9 protein-coding genes are annotated in these 24,526 nt (G+C 60.0%); 7 read left to right on the top strand and 2 right to left on the bottom strand.

What is annotated here, in order from left to right; all coding sequences use genetic code 11:
- Positions 1-18 precede the first annotated feature (18 nt).
- From M5G20_RS04205 to M5G20_RS04185, 5 genes are read left to right on the top strand one after another with little or no spacing between them, the layout of a single operon-like run.
- Entirely contained in the window at positions 19-11,361 is an 11,343-nt protein-coding gene (locus M5G20_RS04205; protein WP_273918037.1) for a VCBS domain-containing protein, read from the top strand.
- Positions 11,362-11,386: 25 nt separating this feature from the next.
- Positions 11,387-12,925, top strand: coding sequence for a TolC family protein (locus tag M5G20_RS04200; protein WP_273918036.1), 1,539 nt, complete (start codon positions 11,387-11,389; stop codon positions 12,923-12,925).
- Positions 12,906-13,679 carry an efflux RND transporter periplasmic adaptor subunit gene (locus tag M5G20_RS04195; protein ID WP_273918035.1) on the top strand — a complete coding sequence of 258 codons (774 nt, stop codon included), beginning with the start codon at positions 12,906-12,908 and terminating at the stop codon, positions 13,677-13,679. Before M5G20_RS04200 ends, M5G20_RS04195 begins: the two co-directional genes overlap by 20 nt.
- A complete protein-coding gene (locus M5G20_RS04190) occupies positions 13,676-15,022 on the top strand; it encodes an efflux RND transporter periplasmic adaptor subunit (protein ID WP_273918034.1) in 1,347 nt (448 codons plus the stop codon). Before M5G20_RS04195 ends, M5G20_RS04190 begins: the two co-directional genes overlap by 4 nt.
- Complete coding sequence (locus M5G20_RS04185; protein ID WP_273918033.1) at positions 15,022-17,118, top strand: HlyD family efflux transporter periplasmic adaptor subunit; 2,097 nt, start codon at positions 15,022-15,024, stop codon at positions 17,116-17,118. The genes M5G20_RS04190 and M5G20_RS04185 overlap by 1 nt, the downstream gene beginning before the upstream one ends.
- 9 nt (positions 17,119-17,127) lie before the next feature.
- On the opposite strand, the gene aspT is transcribed toward M5G20_RS04185, so the two are convergent.
- Entirely contained in the window at positions 17,128-18,819 is a 1,692-nt protein-coding gene (aspT, locus tag M5G20_RS04180) for an aspartate-alanine antiporter (protein ID WP_273918032.1), read from the bottom strand.
- A gap of 24 nt (positions 18,820-18,843) precedes the next feature.
- Entirely contained in the window at positions 18,844-20,457 is a 1,614-nt protein-coding gene (locus M5G20_RS04175; RefSeq protein WP_273918031.1) for a mechanosensitive ion channel family protein, read from the bottom strand.
- A gap of 508 nt (positions 20,458-20,965) precedes the next feature.
- On the opposite strand from M5G20_RS04175, the gene M5G20_RS04170 reads away from it, so the two are divergent.
- Positions 20,966-22,540, top strand: a complete 1,575-nt coding sequence (locus M5G20_RS04170; RefSeq protein WP_273918030.1) for an arylsulfatase — start codon at positions 20,966-20,968, stop codon at positions 22,538-22,540.
- Between the two features lie 304 nt (positions 22,541-22,844).
- Positions 22,845-24,512: a BCCT family transporter gene (locus M5G20_RS04165; protein ID WP_273918029.1), complete on the top strand. Its 1,668-nt coding sequence runs from the start codon at positions 22,845-22,847 to the stop codon at positions 24,510-24,512.
- Positions 24,513-24,526: the final 14 nt, after the last annotated feature.

Here is a 24,526-nt window from a genome sequence, read left to right as displayed (position 1 = left end):
GTAGCAAGAGGGCCGATCATGAATGGTTCACGGGGTGGATTTTGCGGGGCACATCTACGTCCGCAGCGTCAGTCGTTGGCATTGGAGCCAAGAATCCTGTTCGATGGGGCCGCGGCCTCAGCGACGGTCGATCAGCATCACAGTGACCCTGCCGCCCAGCCTGCTGCGGTAGAAGCGCAAGGCCCTCACGCTACGCCTACTGAAGGCCGAGCCGCCACCGATCAAGCGCCTTCTGCCGCGCGCAGTTTGTTGGTGATTGACAGCCGCATTGAAAACCGCGACCAGTTACTTGCGCAATTGCCCGGTAATGTCACCGCTATTGTGGTGAATGCAGGTGAGGATGGTCTCGCAGCGATTTCCGCTGCCCTTGCGCAACTGGGCAAGGTCGACTCGATTCAGGTCATGTCCCACGGTGCGTCCGGACAATTTACCTTGGGCAATCGAACGATCAGCTCGGACAACGTCGACTCCTTGGCAAAAAACCTCGAACAATGGCGCGCCAACCTCACCGAAGGTGCGGACATCCAGTTGTATGGCTGTGACGTCGGTGCCGGTGCGGCCGGGCAAACCCTGGTAACCGAACTCGCGCGCTGGACGGGTGCCGATGTGGCCGCTTCCAGTAACGACACCGGCAGCACCAAGGCTGGCGGTGACTGGGCGTTAGAAACCAGAGTCGGCGATATCGATAAGAGCATCGCCATCAGCGGCCTTGCGATGGAGAGTTTCAACGGATTGCTCGCCGATGCTGCACCCACCGCCGTGGTATCAACCGGCGGCAGCGACGTGTTGCTGGGAGATAGCTTCACCTTCACCGTGAATTTCACTAATGCTTCGACACAAACCGGGTTTGCCCCGTTCATCAATCTGGCCATGCCATCGACTGGCAGGGATGGCGACGACGGCGTCAACTTCATCTCCGCCACGTATCTTGGGCAAACCCTGACCAGTCACGTGGTTACTTTCGACGCCAACGGTAACGCCACGCATCCGCTGGCGAAGGACGCCAACGGCAACTTCCTGATCATTAACGCGGCGACCTATGGCATGCGCGCCGGCGACAAACTGGTGGTCATCGATCTGCCATTCGCCAGCGTTACCAATCAACAACCGGTGATTGGCGTGCAGATCACCGCCAGCCTGAGCAATCTTGCTGACACGGCGTTCTCCAACGGCACGCCTGATCTGACCATTCGCGCCAGTGGTGGCTTCCAGTTTGGTAATGATGCGCTCGATAACCCGACCAACGACCCGAGTCTGATTCAGGCTGGCAGCGCCGCATTCGTGGTGCATCCGACAGTTATCACGGTCAGCGAAACCATTAATACCCCTGAGGGTGAAACCGCCACTGGTCCCAACTACGTGCGCACGCTGACCCTGTCGGCGACGCCGGCGCCGGGCCAGACCCTGACCAATGTCATCATCACCCAACCGCTGCCAGACAATATTCAGGTCAACTCCATCACCCCCGGCGCCGGCGGGCAGGTGACTTCCATTACCCTTCACGACGGCACGGTGGTGACCGGCGCGGCACAAATCGCCGTGTTGATTGCGGCAAACGACGTCTACATCAACTCGTTTACCGTCGAGTACGCCAGCCTCACCGGCACGACCGATACGGTGGTCGCGTTCTATGTGCCCGAAGTCGATGCCAACGGCCAGCCCGTCATCAACCCGGTGACCGGCGATGCGGTGACAGTGACCCTCGGGGCGCCGAGTGCTTCGGGGCAATGGGTACCACTGGACCCGCGCGACGTCACCGCACCGAACACCACCATTGATTTCAGCGGCACCGGTCAAACCACGCAGTTCATCGCCAAGTCGATCACCCTGCTGAAAACCGCGACGATGCAGACCGACATCGGCCACACCGGTATCAGCCCCGGCGATACGCTGCAATACACCCTGAATCTGGCGATTTCCGACTACTTCGCCTTCGGCAAGGACTTCTTCAATCAGGGCCAGTTGGTCATTCGCGATCAGCTCAGCGACGGCCAGACCCTCAGCGGCACCCCGACGCTTACCGTGACCATCAACGGCGTGGTACAGACCATCACGCTGGTCACCAGCGTGGTCGACAATGCCGATGGCACGACCTCGATGGTGTTCGACATTGCCCAGTCGCTGCGCAATGCGTTCAACAACGTGCGTGGCTGGCTCAACGGCGACCTGGCTTTTGACGAGACGTTGCAAGGCGCGGTAGTCGCCGTGCTGAGCTATTCGGCGATTGTCGGCCAGACCTACAAACCGCCTTCAGGCAATCCGCATCCGGACATCAACGAGGGCGATGAACTGGGCAACACCGCCACGGTGGACGGCACGCTGCTGGTTGACCAGTTCAACCTCACCGGACAGAGCGAAACCGACGGCTCCGCGACCACCAGCGTTGTGCCCACCAGCAACGTCGATATCAGTCTGGTTGAGGTCAATAACGGCACACCACCGGGCAACGGCGAACTGCGTCCCGGCGATGAAGTGACTTTTGAACTGAGCTATGACCTGGTCACCGGCGACTACGAGCAATTCAAACTCACGGCTTATCTACCGCTGCCGCTGTTCAATGTCACAGGAGTTACCTGGGGTTCTGGCAGCGATGTCGGCCAGTGGCAGCTTGGACCGGGCAACACCAACGCGGGCGGCGTGATCAGCGTGACCAGTGCCGATGGCAACTCGGTAGTGTTCGACTTCGGCAGCTTCGCGACCAGCACCACCACCGGCAGCCGGATCGTTGTCCGGTTTACCGTGAGGGTTGGCGATCAACCCTTTGCCGACCAGCGCTCCCTGGACGTTTTGGCCCAATCGACACAGCAGACCACCCTCACCGACCGCACGTTGATTTCCTCCGACGTAGTGGCGATTGTTTCCGTGGCCGAACCGGTGCTGGGCATCAAGCACGGCGTGGTGTCCGGCTCCAACGGGACGGTCACTGGCACCACCGGCAGCTGGAATCCGCCGGGCAGCAGCGGCGTGCCGTTCAACGGCAGCATCACCGATCTGTCAGCCGTGGACGGCAACATCAGCAATATCGACGGTGCTGACCAACTGCGCCTGGTGACCGCGATTGAGAATACCGGTGGGGGCGGCGCATTCGATGTCAGCACCGCCATTACCCTGCCCGGCGGATTGAGTTTTGTCGGCGGCAGCCTGGCGGCGGCCAATCTGCAGATCTATCGCGGCGACGGCACCCTGCTGGTGCTTGGCACCGATTACAGCGTCAGCGGCAACCAGATCACCTTCCTCGATGCCGGCGGCCAGGCCTCCCTTCTCGCTGGGCGCAGCGGCACGGCTGCCGACACCAGCGGCGCCAATGTGGTGGTGATCAGTTACGACGTCGTCGTCAGCGCCACCATTGAGGCCAGCCGCACCTTGCAGACCAGCGCAGCGTTGACGAATTACGCCAGCGTCAACGGCGGCAACGATTTCACCCCCACCGACCTCACCGATCTGGCCAATCAACTGGTTGCCGCGCCAGTGATCAACAAGGTCTTTGCCGACGGTACGCTCGATGCTGGCGATTCCAGCGCCAGTCACACCACCGGCAGCGATCTGGTGATTGGCGAAAGCATGCGCTACGACATCGTCATCACCCTGCCCGAAGGCACCACGCAAAACCTGCGCATCGAGGACCTGATACCTGCGGGCATGCGCCTGGATACCAGTTTCAACAACGGCCAGGGCTATCAGATCATCACCACCCGCGCCGACAGTGGCGCACTCGGTGCGGATTTCGCCGGCAGCGTGCTGGTCAGCGGTTTCGCCGGGATTGGCGGCACACTGGGCGCCGATGGCGTGGACGGGCGCTGGACGTTCAGCGTCTCCAGCGTGTCGGCGGACAACCAGACCGGCAACAACACGTTCGTGATTCGCCTGCAACTGGTGGCCAACAACGTCATCGCCAACCAGGCGAATGTCTCGCTGCAAAACAACGCGCAACTGGTCTACAGCGATCCTGACAGCGACACACCCAATGGTGCCGTCGCCCTTGATCGCAACGTCGCCCTTACCGGCGGCCAGCCGACCGTGACCGTGCGCGAGCCAACCCTGCAAATCAATCAGGTGATCACATCCACCTCCGGTCTTGGTGGTTATGACGAAGGCGACACGGTGACGTTCAATATCACCATCAGCAACGGCAATGGCAGCACCGATTTCAGTGCCTTCGACATCAGTTTCCTCGACACCCTGCCCACTCAGTTGAGTAATGTCACGCTGGTCGGCGTGCTGTATCAGAATGGTGCAACCAACAACGGCGGCGTCGCTTTCGAAATCGTCGGGGGCCAGTTGCGAACCGCCACTGGCGCCAATATCGACATCAGCAAGGGCGGCAGTATCGTTCTGCAACTGAGCGGCGTGGTCAACGCCAGTGCGGCGGCGCTATCGAGTATCACCAACGTCGCCAGCGTGCAGTGGACCAGCCTCGACGGCGGTATTGCGGACGAACGAACCGGTGTCGACGGCACCCTCAATGGCGGCACGCTCAACGATTATCGTAACCTTTCGACCCTGCTGATTCCCGTGGCCCAGGCCATCGAGATCTCCCGCGTAGGTGGTCTGCCGGACACTGCTGCTCCCAACCCGACCACGGGGGCGGTCGAGCAAGTGACCGTCGGCGAAGTGATTCGCTATCGCGTGGTGGTACTGGTGCCCGAGGGCAACAACCCCAACTATCAGGTACAGATCACCCTGGCCAACGGCTTGCAGTTCATCTCGCCGGATGCGCTGGTCAATGCGTTGCGCATCGCGTTCATTTCCAACGGCGGGCTGACCAGCGACGCCAACCTCATCGTCGGCGGCACACTCAACATCAACGGTAACGAGAACAGCCCGGAGGCGTTGCCCATCACCTCGGATCTCTCCGGACTGGCGCCGCAGGGCATTTTCGATCCAGGCCGACTGATCATCGTCACCAACCCCGACGGCAGCCAGGTGGTGACGTTCGACCTCGGCAATGTGGTCAACGGCAATGGCGACGATGACGACCTCGAAGGCATTTCCATCGAATTCAACGTGCGGGTGACCAACATCGCCACCAACATTGCCGGCGAGCAACTGGCCGTGACTGCGCGGGAGATTGTCGGCGGCGCAGGTCGCGCGGTCAGCGACACGGTGTTCGAGCGCGTGGTCGAGCCGAGCTTCAGCGGCCTCGACAAACAAATCGTCACCTTCAATCCGAACCCGAGCGGAACGACCGGCAACGCTACGGTGCAACTGAGTTTTACCCAGAACGGCGGTCTGCCGGCGTTCGATGCGCAAGTCAGCGACAGCTTTGCCGGCGGCAGTAATTACACGCTGCTGAGCGTGAGCGTCAATGGCGTGACCTATGGGCCGGGCAACCTTCCGGCCGGGATCACTTTCAGCACCACCGGCGGTTTGAGTGTCAACTTTGATCAACTGGATATCGGCGCGCAGATCCAGGTGCGTTACTCGGTCGATCTGCCCAACTCAAGCATCGTCGCCAGCAGCAACGCGACACTGACCTGGAGCAGCCTGCCCGAGGATTTCACCAGTTGGGGCGGCGACAGCGTCGGGGTCGACGGCAGCACCACGGGTGAACGGACCGGCAGCACAGTGGGCCCGAACCAGTACATTTTGCGCGACAACGCCGGGCTCGGCGTCATCACCGGCACCTTGTGGAACGACACCGCCAGCCCGACAGCCAGCGCCACCCCGGACGGGGCCGGGCTGGCCGGGCAAACCGTTACCCTGACCTGGGCCGGCGCCGACGGCTTGCTCGACACCGGCGCCGACAACCTGCAATTCACCACCGTGACTGACGCCAACGGCCAATACCGCTTTGGCGTTTTGCCGCTGGGCGTATTCCGCATCGACGTACCCGCCGGGCTGGTCAGTTATCCGCAACCGCTGGGTGATTTGCGCGTGCGGGTCGACAGCGATGCCGGCACCCTCGGCCAGATCACCATCACCCTCGGCGACGCCGACACGCAAAGCGCGAATGCCGGTTACGTCGAACTCAACGACGCGCCGGTCAACACCCTCCCCGGCACGCAGAACGGCCAGGAAGATGTGGTGCTGAATATCGGTGGCATCAGTGTTGCCGACCTTGATGCCGACCGTGACCCGAACCTCAACGACCGCGCGATCAGCGTCATCCTCACAGTCACCCAAGGCACGTTGTTCCTCGGTGCGACAGTGCCCGGTGTCACCGTCATAGGCGCCAATACCGCCGGCCTGACACTGACCGGCAACCTGGCCGACATCAACACGGCACTGGCCAGCCTGCGCTATTTGGGCAACGCCAACTTCAACGGCACCGACACCCTCACCGTGCTCAGCAACGACCTCGGCAACTACGGTGATGCCGATGGCGACGGCATTCCCGGCACTGGCGCCGATGCCCTGACCGACTCCGATACGCTGCAAATCATCCTTGCCGCGGTCAACGACACCCCGGTGGGCGTCAACGACGCCGCCACGGCGCTCGAAGCGGGCGGCAATAACAATGCCTCCGCCGGTATCGACCCGCGCGGCAATGTGCTGAGCAACGACACCGACGTCGACATCGGCACCAATGCCGATCAACTGCAGGTTGTATCCGTCGCCCCTGGCGCTGGCGCACAGATACCGCTGGCCGGTGTCACCGTGATCAACGGGCTCTACGGTCAGTTGGTCATCAGCAGCAATGGCACCTACCAATATGTGGTCGATAACAGCAACGCAGCCGTGCAGGCGCTGCGCCTCTCGGGCCAGACCTTGCAGGACAACTTCAACTACGTCCTCGCCGACCTTGCCGGGGAGACCTCGACGGCCACATTGACCGTGACCATTCAAGGCGCCAACGACACGCCGCAAGGTGTCGATGACGACGGCGTTGCGGTAGAGGCCGGTGGGGTCAACAACGGCACGGCGGGCAGCGATGCCACCGGTAACGTGTTGACCAACGATACTGACGTCGACAGCGCCGCCAACGGCGAAACCCGCAGCGTGACCGGCGTGCGCCCGGTGGCTGAAGCAGGCACTGGCGAGTTCACCGATGTCAACGCTGCCACTGTGGTTGCGGGCCTTTATGGCACCTTGACCATCAATCCCGACGGCACTTATCGCTACGTCGTCAATAACGCCAGCGACGCCGTGCAACGCTTGAGTGCCGGTCAGCAACTGGTGGAGTTTTTCAGTTATCGGCTCACCGACACTGGCGGCCTGAACGACGTCGCGCAATTGCGCATTGTGATTCAGGGTGCCAACGACAATCCGCTGGCCAGCGACGACGCCGCTACGGCGCAAGCAGCCTCCACCAACGGTAATGCCTCGGAAAGCAATCCGAGCGGCAACGTCGTGCAGTTCCCGAGTCGCCCCGGCACGATCACCCAACCGGGCGGCAACGGCGTCGATCAGGACGTCGATGCCAACGACCAGCCCAGCAGTCAGTTGCTGGTCAACGGCGTGATCAACAAAAGTGAGGCCAGCTACAACCCCGCTGTCGATGTCCTCAGCGGCGTCGCTACAGGCACCACGTCGGCTAACGGCACCGTGGTGGTGGGGCTCTACGGCACCTTGCGCATCGGCGCCGACGGCTCGTTCTTCTATGACGTGGACAGTACCAACGCTGCGGTACAGGCGTTGGCGTCAGGCCAGACGCTGACCGAGTTCTTCACTTATCGTGTTACCGATACCACCGGGCTGACCGACACCGCGCAACTGGTGATTACCGTACGCGGCGTCAACGATCCACCCGTGGCGCAAGACGTGATTGCGCTCGCTACCGAACAGGGCGGTGTTGGCAACGCCACGCCGGGCGTCAACCCGTCTGGTGACGTGACGGCCAATGACACCGATCCCGACGGTGATGATCTGACCGTCACGCTCATCAAAACCGGCGCCACTGGCGATCCGGGGACGCCGATAGCAGTGAATATCGGCGGCACGGTGATCGCCGGGCTGTACGGCACGCTGACGATTTTCCCCGACGGCAGCTACGTTTATGAGGTCGACAACAGCAACCTCGACGTGCAGGCATTGCGCCGCAGCAGTGATCTGCTGTCGGAGCGCTTCACCTATACGGTCAGCGATGGCAATGCGACGCCAGAAATCGACACTGCAGAAATCATCGTGCTGATTCGCGGGCAAAACGATAACCCGGTGGCTGGTGACGACTCAGGCATAGCGATCGAAGCCGGTGGATTGAACAACAGCCAGCCGGGCCAGGATCCTACCGGCAACGTGTTGACTAACGACACCGACGTCGACGGCGGCGAAGTCCCGGCTGACCTGCCCGACCATGCCTATGGCGAAACCCGCGCGGTGTCGTCGGTGCGCACCGGCACTGAATCGGGCAGCGGATCCGCCGGCACGCTGGGCGCGGAATTGCGTGGCACTTATGGCTGGCTGACGCTGAATGCCGACGGCAGCTACAGCTATCGCCTCGACAACAGCCTGGCGGCCGTTCAAGCCTTGCGCGTCGGCAACAGCTTGCTCGACTCATTCAGTTACGAGGTGATGGATGCGGCCGGTGCAACCGATCGCGCCACGCTGAACATCAATATTCAAGGCCGCAACGACACCCCGGTCGCGCAAGACGATATCAACACGGCCACCGAAGCCGGAGGCCTGAACAACACCACACCAGGCAGCAATCCGAGCGGCAATGTGCTGAGCAATGACACTGATGTCGACGCTAACGGCGAAACGCTCAGCGTCATCGCCGTCAATCAGGGCGCCTCGATCGGCGTCATCGGCAGCGGGTTCAACGGCGCTTATGGCCAACTGACCCTGAACGCCGACGGCAGCTACAGCTATCTGGTCGATAACAGCAACGCACTGGTCCAGGCGCTACGCACCAATGTCCAAACCCTGACAGAAACCTTCACTTATCAGATCCGTGACCTCGCCGGTGCTACCAGCACCGCGACACTGACCATCACTATTGACGGTGCCAACGACAACCCGATTGCCGCCGACGACAGTGCCGTCGCGGTCGAAGCCGGCGGCACCTTCAACGGCACGCCGGGGGTGAGTCCGAGCGGCAATGTCCTGACCAACGACGCCGATGTCGATGCCAATGACGCCAAGCTGCTGACCGGTATTCGTACCGGCGGTGAAGCCGCTGGCGGGACCTTCACGACCGTCGGTGGTGCGCAAACCTTCAACGGTTTGTACGGCACGCTGACCATCAATACCGACGGCACTTACAGCTACGTGATCAACAACACACTGGCGGCGGTTCAGGCGCTTAAAGTCGGCGATTCGCTGGTGGAAACCTTCACCTATCGCATGCGCGACATTGCCGGTGCGACCGACACCGCACAGTTGAGTATCCGCATCGACGGCGCATGGGACGCGCCAGTAGCGGCCAACGATACCGTGCTGGCCGTGGCTGATAACGGCAATGGCAATGGCGTCAATCCGAGCAGCAACGTGCTGCCCAACGACACCGACGTCGATCAGGGCGACAGCAAAACCGTCACGGGTATTCGCTTCGGCACCGAAGCCGCCGGCGGCCCCCTGGCCGGGGTCACTGCCGGCACCGACAACGGCAATGGCACGCTGATCAACGGGCTCTACGGGCAATTGATCATTGGCGCCGATGGCAGCTTCACCTACAACCTCGACTCCAGCAACGCGGCGGTCCTGGCGCTGGGGCCACTGCAGTTCCTCAACGAACACTTCACCTATCAGGTCACCGACCTCGGCGGGCAAAACGATCTGGCGCAAATCAACGTCATCATCCGCGGCCGTAACTCGGCGCCTGAGGCCAATACTGACACCGCAACAGCGGTCGAGGCTGGCGGCAGCAACAATTCCGAGCCGGGAATCGACCCGGTTGGCAATGTCTTGAGCAACGATACCGATGCAGAAAGCGACCCACTGTCTGTGATCGGCATCCACACCGGCAGCATCAACGATATCGGCACGGTGGGCAGCGTCGGCACGTCATTACGCGGTTTGTACGGCGATCTGCTGATCAATGCCGACGGCAGCTACACCTACACCGTCGACAACAGCCTCGCTGTCGTGCAGGCCTTGCGCCAAAGTGGCCAGACCCTCAACGAAGTCTTCAGCTACACCATCGAAGACCGCTGGGGCGACACCAGCATTGCCGAGTTGCGCATCACCGTCGATGGCCGCAACGACACCCCGGTTGCCGTCGATGACAACGCGACTGCCGTCGAGGCCGGCGGCGTCAACAATGGCACCGCGGGCAGCAATGCCACTGGCAATGTGCTGGACAACGATACGGACGTCGACAGCGTCGCCAATGGCGAAAGCAAACAGGTACAGAGCGTCAGCAATCAGGCCGGCCAGTCGACCGGCGCCGGGCAAGTGCTGATCGGTGTGTACGGACAACTGACGCTGAACGCCGACGGCAGCTACACCTATGTCATCGACAACAACAATCCGGTGGTCCAGGCGTTGCGCACCGCCGGTGAAACGCTCAGTGAAACCTTCACCTACCGCATGATCGACACCGCTGGTGCGACCTCAGACGCGCGCCTGACCGTGGTGATCCAGGGGGCCAACGACGCGCCGGTCGCGCAGAACGACAGCGGGTTCGCCAGCGATCAGGCTCCCGCACCGCAAACCACTGGCAACGTGCTGCCCAACGATGGCGACGTCGACGCCAATGACAGCCTGGTAGTGGTCGGCGTGCGCACCGGTGGAGAGGCCGAGTCCGGCAGTGCTGGCGTCATTGGTCAGCCGATCATCGGTCTGTACGGGACGCTGGTGCTGAACGCCGACGGTAGCTACACCTACACCATCGACCAGAACAATCCGGCCGTGCTGGCCGCCGCCGGTCTCGGGCAAATCCTGCGAGACGTGTTCACCTACACCATCAATGACCGCAACGGCGCCAGTGACCAGGCCGAACTGCTGATCACGCTCGACATCGCCACACCCTTCATTCCTGCACCCGGGGGCAATTTCTTCGAGCGAGATAACACCAGTCAAAACCCAAACCTGCTGATTCCCGATCCACAACCAGCGGTTTTCGTCACCCCGGTGGTCGAGCGCGCGGCTGCCGCATCCGAATTGACGGCCATGGGGGTGGACGGCAGCAGAATCCGTCTTGCGTCGGTGGGTGAGTTCCGGAGTGAGTCGCTGGCCAATGGCTTGGGTCTGGTGCCAGGGCAATTCGTTGCGCTAGCGGTGCGCGAAAGCCGTCTCGACAGCGAACTTGACCTGCTCTGGATCCAGGGGCGTCAGGGCCGTACCAGCCTGAGTGCCGATGGTTTATTGAGCGATCCATCGCTGTTCACCTTGATCCCGGCGGATCTGACCCATGGGCCGGTGCCGGCTGAAAAAGAGCGTGGAAAACCGTCAACCAATGGTTTCAGCGCGCAATTGCGCGATGCAGCCCAACGGATGCGGCCGGCAAACCGTGATGGTGCAAACAGTCGAACAGAATAAATTCGAAGAATACAAAGGAATGAACATGCGACTACATGCGACCCGGCTTCTCAGTACCGCCATCGCTTCTGCACTGTTGCTCAGTGCTTGCTCATCAACGGAACCGAAACCCTCCACCGACGAAGAAAACCGCCAACGGATCATTGCCGACCAGTCACGCATGTATTCCGGCCAGGAGCCGGTTACTGCACCGATCACCTTTTACGAAGCCGCCGCCCGCGCACTGAAATACAACCTCGACTACCGCCTCAAACTGATGGAAAGCGCGCTGGCCTCGGACCTGCGCGACGTATCCAGTCACGAGATGCTCCCGCGCCTGGTCGCCTCGGCCGGTTACGCCGGCCGTGACAACGATTCCGGCGGTACCTCGATCGGCATCGAAGACCGCCAGGTCAGCTTGCGTCCATCGACCTCGGAAGAACGCTATCGTGAAGTGTATGGTTTGGGTCTGAGTTGGAGCCTGCTGGATTTCGGCGTCGCTTATTACCGCACCCAGCAGAAATCCGACCAGATCCTGATGGCCGAAGAGCGTCGGCGCAAAGTTGCGCAGAACGTTCTGCAGGACGTGCGTAACGCTTACTGGCGCGCACTCGGCGCCCAACGTCTGATGCCCGAAGTCGACAAATTGCTGATGCGCACCCATACCGCGCTGACCTCGGCTCGTGAGGCCGAAACCCGTGGCCTGCTGCCGCGTCAGGAAATCCTCGCCTATCAACGCGCCCTCCTCGACTCGATCTACCTGCTGACCGTACGCCGTCAGGATCTGGAGTTCGCCCAGGCTGAACTGTCGGCACTGATGTCGTTACCGCCAGGCTCGAAAATGATACTCGCCGACACGGCTGATCCGGCCCTGCCAGAGGTGCGGCAAAGCATGGCGCGGCTGGAACAGTTGTCGCTGGAGAACCGCCCGGAAATCATGGAAGAGTGGTACCGCAAACGGGTCAACCAGAAGGATCTGGAGATCGCCAAGGCGCAGTTGTGGCCGAACGTCAGCGTCGATTTCGGCTACAAATACGACTCCAACAAATACCTCTACAACAACGACTGGATGAGCACCGGCCTGCAAGTGTCGATGAACCTGATCCGCCTGCTGCAATTGCCTTCGCTGAACGCCGCCGAGAAATCCCAGAGCGAAACCGACGACACCCGTCGCGTAGCGCTGTCGATGGCGATCCTCACCCAGGTACGGGTCGGCACCCTGCGCTATCAACTGGCGCGCCAGGAAGTCGAGTTTGCCGAAGACAGCCTGCGCGTCGATCGCAGCCTGCTCGACTATGCTCAGGCGGCCAAGACCGGTGCGCTGGGTTCGGAACTGGAGGTGATCCGCTCCGAGGGACGTTATCTGCTCTCGCGTTATCAGCGTGAAGCCGCGTTTTCCAGCGCTCAGGCGGCCTGGGGGCGGATGTACAACTCGGTGGGCCTCGACGTATTGCCCAAAGAAATTCAACAACACGACATCAAGACCCTGGCCCGGGAAATCCAGCGCACATTAAATGAACAAGAACAACAACGCCTGCTCGCCGCCACTTCGCAAGGAAAGCCGAATGCGCAAAATCGCCCTTGAGTCCCGTTTCGGGGCCCTGCTGTTGGCCAGCCTGATCCTGCCCGTCCACGCCGAAGAAAGTCCTTCTGCCCCCACACTGGAAAGTGCCAGCGCGATACGCGTGTTACTTGCCGCCGAACTGGAAACCACCCTGTCCAGCCAGATGGCCGGCACTCTGGGCGAACTGAAAACCGGCTTCGGCGAACAGGTCGCCAAGTCCGCCGTACTCGCCCGTTTCAACTGCAATGAAGCCGAAGCCCGCGCCAAAGTCGCCGCCGCCGAACTGGCGATGGCCAAGCAGAATCTGCAAGCGAAACAACAGTTGCGCCAGCTCAATGCCGTCGGCGATATCGAAGTGTCGATGGCCAATACCGAAGTGCAAAAGGCGGCCGGCGCGCGGGCGATGGGTGCGGCACAGAGCAGTTATTGTCAGGTGCTTGCGCCGTTTTCCGGGCGCGTCGCCAAGGTGTATGTGAAGCCTTACCAAACCGTGGCCGCCGGCACTCCGTTGTTCGATCTTGTAAGTGACGGCGCGCTCAAAGTGCGTCTCAACGTGCCTTCCAATCTGCTCAAAGACCTCAAACCCGGCATGCCGCTGCAAGTCAGCATCCATGAAACCGGCAAGACCTATCCGGCTCACGTCAGCGGCATCAACTCACGCGTCGATGCGGTGGCGCAAACCGTCGAGCTGGAAGCCCGACTCGACAACAAATACCCGGACCTGATGGCCGGCATGAGCGGCACTGCACAGTTCGATCAAGCCGCACGCCCATGACCATGAACGAGCCGCTGCCCCACCCTAACCTGCTCCTGGAGCTCGACGCGCTGCGCGACAAAGCCATGGCTGCCGACTCACTGAATGCGCTGGCATTCAGCATGGCCAACGACTTGTACCCGTTGCTGCACTTTCATCAGGCATTGGTGTTTGCTCAGCGTGAGTCGTCACTGGAACTGCTGAACGTCTCGGGCCTGTCGCGCCCCAGCGAGGACTCGCCGTATCTGGTGTGGCTACGCCGTGCCAGTCGCTGGGTATCCGCGCAGGTTCCCGCTGGCGAACCGGTCTGGCTGTCGCAGGAAGTGACTGCCCCACCGCCGGATATCGCCGAAGGCTGGAACGAGTGGTGGCCGACGGGGCTGTGGTGCGTGCCGGTGCAGGATCGCGACGATCAGCGCCTGGGGTTGTTGATCGTGTTGCTGGAGCAGGCACCGCCGACCTTGTTGTGGCAACACCTCAAGGGATTGGTCAACACGTGGGCGTATTGCTGGTCGGCGCTGACGCGACGCAAGCGTTTCAGCCGCTGGCGACCAAATCGCAAACAACTGTTGCTGACGTTGATTGTGATTGGCGCCTTGCTGTTGTTGCCGGTACGGCAGACTGCATTGGCGCCGACCGAAATCGTCTCGCGGCAGGCGCAGATCATCAGTTCGCCGATCGATGGTGTGATCGAAAAGATTCAGGTTCGACCGAATCAACCGGTCGACGCTGGCACATTGCTGTTCTCGCTGGACGAAACCACCCTGCGCAGCCGCGCCGAAGTGCTCGGCAAGGAAGTCGCCGTGGCCGATGCAGAATTACAGGCCGCCAGTCAGAGGGCGTTCGATAACTCGCAAAGCAAAAGCGAACTGACCCTGCTGGCCGGTCGCGCGCAACAGCGTCGGGCGGAACTGGCGGCGGTGCAGGCGCAACTCAAGCGCACGCAGGTTTTGTCTCCGCGCGGCGGCGTCGCGGTGTTCAGCGACCCCAATGACTGGCTGGGTAAACCGGTGGTGACGGGCGAACGCATCATGCAAGTAGCTGATCCGACACAACCGGCGATGCTGATCCAGCTGGCGGTGGCCGATGCCATCGCACTGGAGCCCGGCGCCGAAGTCACGCTGTTCCTGACCGCGTATCCGCTGACGCCTCTCAAAGGTGAAATCCTCGAAACCAGTTATCAGGCGCGCCCCGGCGATGACGGCGTGGTCGCCTATCGCTTGCTCGCCAGCATCGAAGGCGCCCCGGAACACGCGCGCCTCGGTCTGCACGGCACCGCGAAAATTTATGGCGGGCGGGTGATGCTCGGTTATTACCTGCTGCGCCGTCCGTTGGCGACGTTGCGGGCCTGGAGTGGCTGGTAATGCTTGATCCTGCCGATCTGCCCGTCCCGCCACTGCGCGAAGACTTGCGCCTGAGCGAAGCAGCCCACGGCAGCAACGGTGAACCGGCGTGGGTGATTCAAGACACGGTGATCAACCGCTTTTACCGCATCGGCTGGCTCGAGTTCGAGTGCCTGCTGCGCTGGGGCCAGTCACCGCGCAAGATCAGCGAGCAGATTGCCGAAGGTACGGCGCTGAGGCCTGATGTCGAGCAGGTTCTGGATTTTCGCCAGTTCCTCGAACAGCATCAATTATTGCGCTCAGGCCCAGCGGCGCTGGAACGCCTAAAGGCCAAAGGCGAAGAAGGTGGCTGGCTAACCTGGCGCTGGTGGCTGCACCACTACCTGTTTTTCCGTATCCCGTTGCTGCGCCCGCAGAAGCCGCTGCAGAATCTGGCGCGCGCCTTGGGCTGGTTGTTTCATCCGCTGACCGGGATGCTGGTACTGAGTCTCAGCGTGCTGGGGATTATTCTGGTATTGCAGCAGTGGGACGTGTTCACCAGCGCCGTGGTCGAGTCGTTTTCCACCGAAGGCCTGTTCAGTTTCGCCCTCGCGTTGATCGTCGCCAAAACCCTGCATGAACTTGGCCATGCACTGGTCGCCACGCGCTTGGGCTTGCGCGTCGGGCACATGGGCATTGCGTTCGTGGTGATGTGGCCGATGCTCTACACCGACACCGGTGAGAGCTGGAAACTCAGCCGCTCGCGGCAGCGCTTGGCGATTGCCTCAGCAGGGATTGTCACCGAACTGTCGCTGGCCGGAATCTCAACGCTGGGTTGGGCCTTGTGTGATCCCGGCGCTTTGCGCAACGCCTTGCTCTATCTGGCGACCACGAGCTGGTTGCTGTCACTGGCGCTGAATGCCAGCCCATTCATGCGCTTCGACGGCTACTTCATCCTCTCCGACCTATTGGATTTCCCCAACCTGCACGAACGCGCCTCAGCACTCGCGCGGGTCGCATTGCGGCGCAATCTGCTGGGCTTGCAGGAAGACTGGCCGGAATCATTTCCTGTAAGTCAGCGGCGTTTGCTGGTGACCTTCGCGATCATTACCTGGATTTATCGGTTGGTGCTGTTTCTGGGGATCGCGCTGGCGGTCTATCTGTTTTTCTTCAAGATCTTGGGGATTTTCCTGTTCATGGTCGAACTGTCTTGGTTTATCGCGATGCCGGTGATGCGCGAACTGGGTCACTGGTGGAAAAACCGTGCGGCGATTCCCGGCCGCCGCAAAGTGGCGTTTTACGCGGTGCTGCTGTTGATACTGCTGGGGCTGGCGATGCCATGGCGCACACAGATCGATGCGGTCGGCGTGGCCCGTGCTGAGCACCAGTTGCGCGTGTATGCGCCCTACCCGGCGCGCCTGCAATCGATTCACCCGGAGGGCCCGGTCAAGGCTGGGGAAACGCTGATCACCCTGGACGAGCCGGACATCGCCTCGCGTCTGCAAACCAGCGAAGCCAGCGCGCGCAGCTACGAGGCGCGGCTGTCCGGGCTGATTGCCGATCCCGGCGGCCTGGCCGAAGACGCCGTGACCCGCCAGCGCCTCAACGTGCAATTCGAAGAGGCCCGCGCTGCCCGTTCGGAAATCGCCCGACTCAACCTGCAGACGCCGTTTGCCGGGGTCTGGCTCGACGTCAATCCCGACTGGAAGGCCGGGCAATGGGTCGGCCGCCAAGAGTCGCTGGGCATACTGATTGACCCACAGAGTTGGCAGGTCGATGCGTATGTCGCCCAGGACCAGGTACACCGCATGGCCATCGGGGATCACGTTCGTTTCTATGCGGATGGCCAGACCACGCCGATGTCCGGCCGTGTCGTGCAGATCGGCAGCACCCGCGCCAGTCAGCTGTCGCACCGCATGCTGTCTTCACGCTTTGGCGGGCCCGTACCGACGACCAATGCCGAACATGCGCTGATTCCGAGCAATGCGCTGTTTCAGGTGTTGATTCAGCTCGATGAGCCCCTGCCGAGCCTGCGCGAAACCCGCGGGCATCTGAAGATTGAGGGTGAGCGGCGCAGTGTGCTCGCCGACGCTGCGACTTATGTACTGGCGGTATTGATGCGCGAAAGCGGCTTCTGACAATACGGTCTAGCCAGCCGCGACGAATACGATAATCGGCCCGCACACGGCCAGCAGCACATTGGAAATCGCATAGCACACGGTGAACCCGATCACCGGGGTGTTACTCCCCGACTGCTCGATGATCTTGTTCATCGACGCCGCTTCAGTCTGCGCGCCGGCCAAGGCGCCAAACAGAATCATCGGGTGCAGGCGCAGCACATAGCGGCCGAAATACAACGCCACCAGTGGCGGCAGAATCGTCACCACGGCGCCGGACAGCAACAGTGCCAGGCCCTGCTCTTTCATTGCGGCAAACGCCGCCGGCCCGGCTAGCAAACCGACCACGGCGCCGAACGCCGTCAGGCCAAACTCGGAAAATGCCCACTGCGCCGCTGGCGGCAACGCACCGATTTCCGGGTGGCGCGAGTTGTACCATCCAATCACCAGCGCGGCGACCAACACCCCGCCGCCGATGCCCAGTTCCACCGGAATCATGCCGACATGGGTCGAGAGCAATCCCAGCAGTGAGCCGAGCACCATGCCCAGGGTGTGCATGGCGATGTCGCTTTTATAGTTGTTCTTGCGGATCCGCCCCAGGCGTTTGGCTATCGCTTCGACGCTGACAGTGCGTCCGGTAAGCGTCAGCACGTCGCCCCGGCGCAGCACTGTGTTGGGCAGTAGCGGCAGATCGTAGCCCTGCCGGGAGATGGTGTTGACGAAACATCCCAGGCGTCCATCGCTGGCCAATCGGATTTTCGCTTCATGGATAGTCTTGCCGGCAAACTCGGCTGAAGTCAGGACGATGTCCACTTCCCGCGTGGGGAATGACAAGGAGTCGGGGTGATCGATTTCCGGCCCGACCCAGTGGCTCAGCAGCCCCACGGCATTGCGCAAGGCATAAACCCCAAGGACATCGCCGGCCGTCAGGACGAAATTTTCATCACGCTCGATGATCTGCCCGGCTCGCACCACGCGCTCAACAGTCAATGAGTCATGCAGTTTTTCAAAATCGATGATGCGCTGGCCATCCGCCTGACCATTGCTCGCCACTTGGTGAGCCCGCACGACCATGCGCGTGTAGGGCACGGTGATCGCCTCTTCTTCCTTGGCGATGCCCAGTTCCAGCTCCAGTTCACGCGCCGATTCGCGCAGATTCACCCCGAGCAGCTTCGGCGCAATACTGCCGACAAACACGATCAGCCCAATGGTACCGAACAAGTAGGTAATGGCGTAGGCAATCGCCATGTGGCTGTTGAGCTGGGCCTTGGCTGCGGCATCAATCGTCAGTTGGTTAATCGCGCTGGTCGCGGTGCCCATGATCGCCGTGTCAGTCAGCGCACCGGCACCGAGGCCTGCGGTAAACCCGGCGTCGAAATCGAACACCGAGTACATCAGCAGAATCGCCCCCAGCGCGGTGCCGCACAGCACCACCGAGAGCAGCACCAGTTTCAGTGTGCCGCGATTGAGGCTGCCGAAAAACTCCGGGCCACTCTTGAAACCGACGGCATAGATGAACATCACGAAAAACACCGACTTCAGACCCACCGGCACCTCCAGACCGATCTGCCCGATCAGCAAACCCATCAACAACGCGCCGGCCACCGAGCCGAGGTGAAAACTGCCGATGTGAATCCGACCAACAAAAACGCCCAGGGCAATTGCCAGGAACACTGCGATTTCCGGGTCGGTGCGCAAGGCGTGCAGGATGAATTCGAGCATGGGGCGGACTCCTTTGAGCGGCGGTCATTGATCCTGCGGTTTTTGCGCCGGTGCCGTGTACCAATTTTCCCGTGGCACCCTTTTCTCGCTCTGCGGATCGCCCAAATAGTGCGGCGACATGATCTGCACGCCGTACTCGTTGAACACGTCCTGAATATTGGCGTGAAGCATGCTCAGCAGCACCGCGCGCGGACGTGGCTGGCTCGGGATCGCTTGGGCGACCAGCCGGTATTCGGGGTAGAAATCAGACAGAGCGGTCTGGAACACCTGCGCCGGCGGGTCCTCGAGAATTCCCGGTGTGCGCTTCGCGGCTTCCAGCAGCATCGCTTCGACCTGGCGCCAGGGTGTGTCGTAGCCGATCGTCACCACCGTATCGACGACATAACCCGGGCCTTGTACGGTGCGCGAGTAGTTTTTGGTGACGGTACCGGTGATCATCGAGTTGGGCAGTGTCAGCACTTCACCGAGACCGGTGCGGATCCGCGTGGTGAACATGCCCAATTCGGTGACGGTGCCTTCATAGTCGCCAATCTTGACGAACTCGCCGGGGCGCAAGGTGCGCGTGTAGGTCAGGATCAAACCGGCGGCGGCCTGCCCGACAACACTGGTCGCGCCAAGAGAAATCATCAGGCCAATCAATACCGACAGGCCCTTGAATGCATCGGTGCCGGCCCCCGGCAAGTAGGGATAGGCCATGGCCAAGGCAAACAGCCAGATCGCCAGCGCGGTCAAGCGCTGCGTCGGTTGCAGGGTTTCGTGATTAAGCCAGCTGAATGTCCCTGGCGTTGCCATGCGCCGCAGAATGCGTCGGGTAAACGCGGTGACGCCACGGGCGATAAAGAAAATCGCCAGTGCCACGCCCAGTCCGGGAATCGCCCCGACAATGCCTTGCAGTAAATAACCGGCCAGCTCGAACAGGTAGTTGTTGAGGCTTTCACCCCATGGCCGGGTGTAGGGAAACCGCGACAGGACAAAGCCCAGCCATTCATAGGTCAGCAGCAGAATCACCAGCCAGCGCAGCAGCAACAGCAGACGGCTGACCAACGGATAAAGAAAATTCGAGTCGATCAGTTGCACCCGCCCGACCTTCAACGCCTGAGTGTGGCGATCCATCAGCGCAGGTAATTTTGCCAGCAACTTGCGCCGCAGGTACGCCAGCCACCACAGGAGCGCAACATAAATCAGCGTCGCCGCCGCGGCCAGCGCCAGCGAGCGCAGGATCAACTCAAGGCTGCGCGCCTCCCGGGTTTCATTGACCACCTGGCGCAACTTCTCGGCAGCGCTTTCGGCGGCGTTTTGCACCGACGAATAGGCCAGCTCGTCGATGTCCTTGGGGGCAACGATAAACGCACGTTTGGCGCCGATCAGCACCAGGTAGCTGTTCTGGATCGGGTCGATGGAGACCGTCAGATCATCCGCCTCGTCCAGCGCTTCATTGATGACCATCTTCGCCCGCTTGACCCGCGAGGCCGGCGCCTCACCGAGTATCGTCGCGCGAAACAGCATGATGCTGCGGTTGGCCACCTTCAGCTCAACCGCTTCATTGGCAGGTTCTGTCGCATCCTCGGCGGACCAGCCGAGCCCGCTCCATAGCGCTGCGCACACCACCATCGATACCGCCAGCAGCCTACTTCGCATGCGCCTGTTTCCTTACGCCCAAGTGTCAAAGGTGGATACGTTAGCCAGCGTAGTTCAGCGATGAAAGGTTGTCAGATCTGAAGACCGAGCTTTCTTTAACGATAAGAGCAACAGCAAACATGCGGTCATAACAACGAATCAGAACTCGCCCACTATGCTGGCTGAGGATAAAAAAATGCCGGCAAATATCGCTGGGAGTTTGAAGGTAGCCCGCCAGATGGCAAGACAAGGTCAATCAAACCTTCCTGTAACCGTTCCTCTCCTACACCACCAGTCAACTCAAGAAGCGAGTCCTCTCCGTTAACCGTTGCCTGGTGCCGCTAATCTAAAAAGCAAGGCTCAAGACCGGGCAAAAATCCAGTGCTGGTCTATCGTCCTTAGGGGTGTCGAATTGTGCTGTTCACTGCTGAAACCAGTTGAACTCACTCACCGCATTCGCAGCAAAAACAGGACCGCATCTGACATTAAAGTCGCAATAGTGCGACCCACCGGCCAAGGAGCCAGTCTTATGACTCGCGTACGCAAGTGGTTACCCAAACTCGCCATATTGGCGACATCGCTCATTACGTTGTCTACAGCCGTTTCGGCCGCCGATAAACCCAACATCCTTGTGATCTTCGGTGATGACGTCGGGCAGACCAATATCAGTGCATACTCCCATGGGGTCGTTGGCTATAAGACGCCGAACATCGATCGAATTGCCAAAGAAGGCATGATGTTTACCGACTACTATGCGGAAAACAGCTGCACCGCCGGGCGTTCGTCATTTATCACCGGTCAATCACCATTGCGTACCGGGCTCTCTAAAGTCGGTATGCCGGGCGTGCCAGTCGGTCTGCAAGCAAGGGACGTTACGATCGCCCAAGTGCTGAAAGCCAAGGGCTATGCCACCGGACAATTTGGTAAGAACCACTTGGGCGACAAGGATGAATATCTGCCCACCAACCACGGCTTTGATGAATTCTTCGGCAACCTCTATCACCTCAATGCCGAGGAAGAACCCGAGCGCGAACTGTGGCCAAAAGACGATACGAGTTTCGTCAAGGCGGCCTCGCCTCGCGGCGTGATCCACAGCTTCGCTGACGGAAAAATTGAAGACACTGGGCCGCTGAATAAAAAGCGCATGGAAACGATTGATGATGAGACCACGCAGGCCGCCATCAACTTCATGGACAAACAAGCGAAGGCTGACAAGCCGTTTTTCGTTTGGATGAACACCACGCGCATGCACGCCTTCACTCATGTGCGCGAATCCATGAAAGGCCAAAGCGGCATGCCGGGTAATGAATACGCAGACGGCATGCTGGAACACGACGGCGATGTGGGCAAGTTGCTTAAAGCAGTTGATGACCTGAAAATTGCCGACAACACCATCGTGGTCTACACCACCGACAACGGCCCGAACCAATGGTCCTGGCCTGACGCTGCCACAACCCCGTTCCGAAACGAGAAGAATTCGAACTGGGAAGGCGCTTTCCGCGTACCGGCGATGGTCCGTTGGCCTGGCAAAATCAAGGCCGATACGGTTTCCACTCAAATGTTCTCCGGTCTTGACTGGTTCCCGACACTACTTGCCGCAACTGGCGACACCGATATCAAGGAACGCCTGCTGAAGGGTGCTGACGTTGGTGGCAAAAACTTCAAAGTCCATCTGGATGGCTTTAACCAGCTCGATTACCTCACCGGGAAAACCGAAAAGGGTGCTCGTGATGAGTTCTACTATTTCAGCGATGACGGCGACCTGGTGAGCATGCGTTATGGTGACTGGAAACTGGTGTTCTGCGAGCAACGCGCACCGGGCGGTCTGAAGGTCTGGAGTGAACCCTTCACATGCCTGCGGGTACCGAAGCTTTTCAACTTGCGCATGGACCCTTACGAGCGCGCCGATGTCGTGTCCGACCAGTATTACGACTGGCTGACCAAGAACGACTTCCTGCTATTCAATGGCACGCGCAAAGCAGCAGCGTTCCTGCAGACTTTTGTCGACTACCCGCCTAGCCAGCGTCCAGCCAGCTTCAGCATTGATCAGATTCGAGCTGATGTAGACAAAAAAATCGAGGAAAAAATGAAGCAACAGAAATAACAGGAGCCGCATCCAAGCGTCCGCCCGATGGCGGACGTTTTGGTTTGTGGAGCGATTTGCTCAATTGATCCTGGATTAAATCAAAGCGATGGGAAGAAAGACTTGAGTCGCCAGGTTTTTGTTATCCATGATTGTGAGTCCCGCACTGCTTGCGACACTACTGCATCTATCCTGTGAGACCAGCTTTCGCCAGATTGTAAAAAAGCTTGTTAGGATAGGCATGCAAACATCTCGTTTTTACCATAGGAACAGCGGGGCTAACGACCACTGCACGTCATAACGTGCCACCATCAAGGAGGCTCTCATGGGCCGAACACCTGGGGATGATCTACCAGACAAACCTCATAAAAGCAGTGAGGATGGCATTCCTGCTCCTAGCGGGGACGCCAATCTGATTGACACCGACTACGTGATCGGACAGGACAATATCAAAGGTGAGTTTTCATTTTCCCTTGATATCCATGGCAAAGTGTTTGTCATCTCAGCTGCCACCATCTTGCTGTTCGTCATTTTGACGCTGGCGCTCCAAAATGAAGTAGAACCGCTGTTCAGTGCCATCCGAAACTGGCTGACTGCCAATCTCGCTTGGCTGTTCATGAGCATTGCAAACATATTTGTCTTGCTTTGCATCGGGCTGATTTTCTCGCCGCTGGGGAAGGTTCGATTGGGCGGTAGGGATGCCAAACCAGACCATAGCTACGTGGGCTGGTTCTCAATGCTTTTCGCTGCAGGAATGGGCATTGGCCTGATGTTCTATGGCGTAGCCGAACCCATGTCTCATTATCAAGCGTCCATGGGCGGTGTAACAGTCGATGCGAGTGGAGCCCGAACCGACTGGGCACCATTAGCAGGTGCAGCAGGCGACGCCAAGGTATCAGCCGACTTGGCAATGGCCGCCACTATCTTTCACTGGGGACTCCACCCTTGGGCGATCTACGCGATTGTCGCTCTGTCCCTGGCCCTGTTTTCTTACAACAAGGGCTTACCGCTCTCTATACGGTCGATCTTTTATCCATTGCTAGGCGAGCGCGTCTGGGGGTGGCCGGGGCACTTGATAGATATCCTGGCGGTATTCGCCACATTGTTCGGACTGGCGACCTCGCTGGGGATAGGAGCCGAGCAGGCAGCAGCAGGGATTGAATATCTCTTCGGTATTGAGTCGACAAATCTAAGCAAAGTAGTGCTGATCGTTGGTATCACCATAATTGCCCTTTGGTCAGTACTTGCAGGCTTGGATAAGGGCGTCAAGATGCTGTCGCAGATCAATATGGGCCTAGCGTTGCTGCTGCTGGTGTTCATCATTGTTGTTGGGCCGACCTTGGCAATCTTCACTGGATTCTTCAAAAATCTGGTGACCTACGCTGAATACCTACCGGCACTTTCCAATCCTTTCGGACGCACTGACACGGAATTCACGCAGGGCTGGACTGCATTTTATTGGGCATGGTGGATCAGTTGGTCTCCATTTGTGGGTATGTTCATTGCGCGGGTCAGCCGTGGACGAACAGTCAGGGAGTTCTTAATCTCTGTTTTGTTAGTTCCTACCCTGGTGTCCGTGTTATGGATGACGACGTTTGGTGGCACTGCCATCGACCAAGCTACTGTACAAAACTTGGTTGGCGTTAAGGATGCTGTGCTGGAGTTGAAACTGTTCGCCATGCTGGGAGAACTGCCTCTAAAAGAAATATCTTCGTTCTTGGGCATTGTTCTGGTCATCGTCTTTTTCATCACTTCCTCAGACTCCGGCTCCCTGGTCATCGATACGATTACAGCAGGGGGCAAGGTCGATGCGCCTGTTCCACAGCGTGTATTTTGGGCCGTCATAGAAGGAGTGATTGCCATTGCGCTGTTGTTGGGCGGAGGTCTCGTGGCACTACAAGCCATGGCGGTATCTACGGGTCTGCCTTTCGCTCTTGTGCTGGCTCTGGGCTGCGTGTCTCTTGTGAAGGGCCTGATGTCTGAGCCCCGCTAGTCAATATTGAGGCG

Source organism: Pseudomonas sp. TNT2022 ID1044 (assembly GCF_028656895.1).
Taxonomy (GTDB): Bacteria; Pseudomonadota; Gammaproteobacteria; order Pseudomonadales; family Pseudomonadaceae; genus Aquipseudomonas; species Aquipseudomonas reinekei.
Note: the sequence above shows the minus strand (reverse complement) of the source record. Positions and strands in the feature narration are given on the sequence as shown.

Excerpts from the sequence above, each read along its gene's own strand:
- M5G20_RS04205 (WP_273918037.1), top strand. The coding sequence starts at position 19 with ATGAATGGTTCACGGGGTGGATTTTGCGGGGCACATCTACGTCCGCAG.
- M5G20_RS04200 (WP_273918036.1), top strand. The coding sequence starts at position 11,387 with ATGCGACTACATGCGACCCGGCTTCTCAGTACCGCCATCGCTTCTGCA.
- M5G20_RS04195 (WP_273918035.1), top strand. The coding sequence starts at position 12,906 with ATGCGCAAAATCGCCCTTGAGTCCCGTTTCGGGGCCCTGCTGTTGGCC.
- M5G20_RS04190 (WP_273918034.1), top strand. The coding sequence starts at position 13,676 with ATGACCATGAACGAGCCGCTGCCCCACCCTAACCTGCTCCTGGAGCTC.
- M5G20_RS04185 (WP_273918033.1), top strand. The coding sequence starts at position 15,022 with ATGCTTGATCCTGCCGATCTGCCCGTCCCGCCACTGCGCGAAGACTTG.
- aspT (WP_273918032.1), bottom strand. The coding sequence starts at position 18,819 with ATGCTCGAATTCATCCTGCACGCCTTGCGCACCGACCCGGAAATCGCA.
- M5G20_RS04175 (WP_273918031.1), bottom strand. The coding sequence starts at position 20,457 with ATGCGAAGTAGGCTGCTGGCGGTATCGATGGTGGTGTGCGCAGCGCTA.
- M5G20_RS04170 (WP_273918030.1), top strand. The coding sequence starts at position 20,966 with ATGACTCGCGTACGCAAGTGGTTACCCAAACTCGCCATATTGGCGACA.
- M5G20_RS04165 (WP_273918029.1), top strand. The coding sequence starts at position 22,845 with ATGGGCCGAACACCTGGGGATGATCTACCAGACAAACCTCATAAAAGC.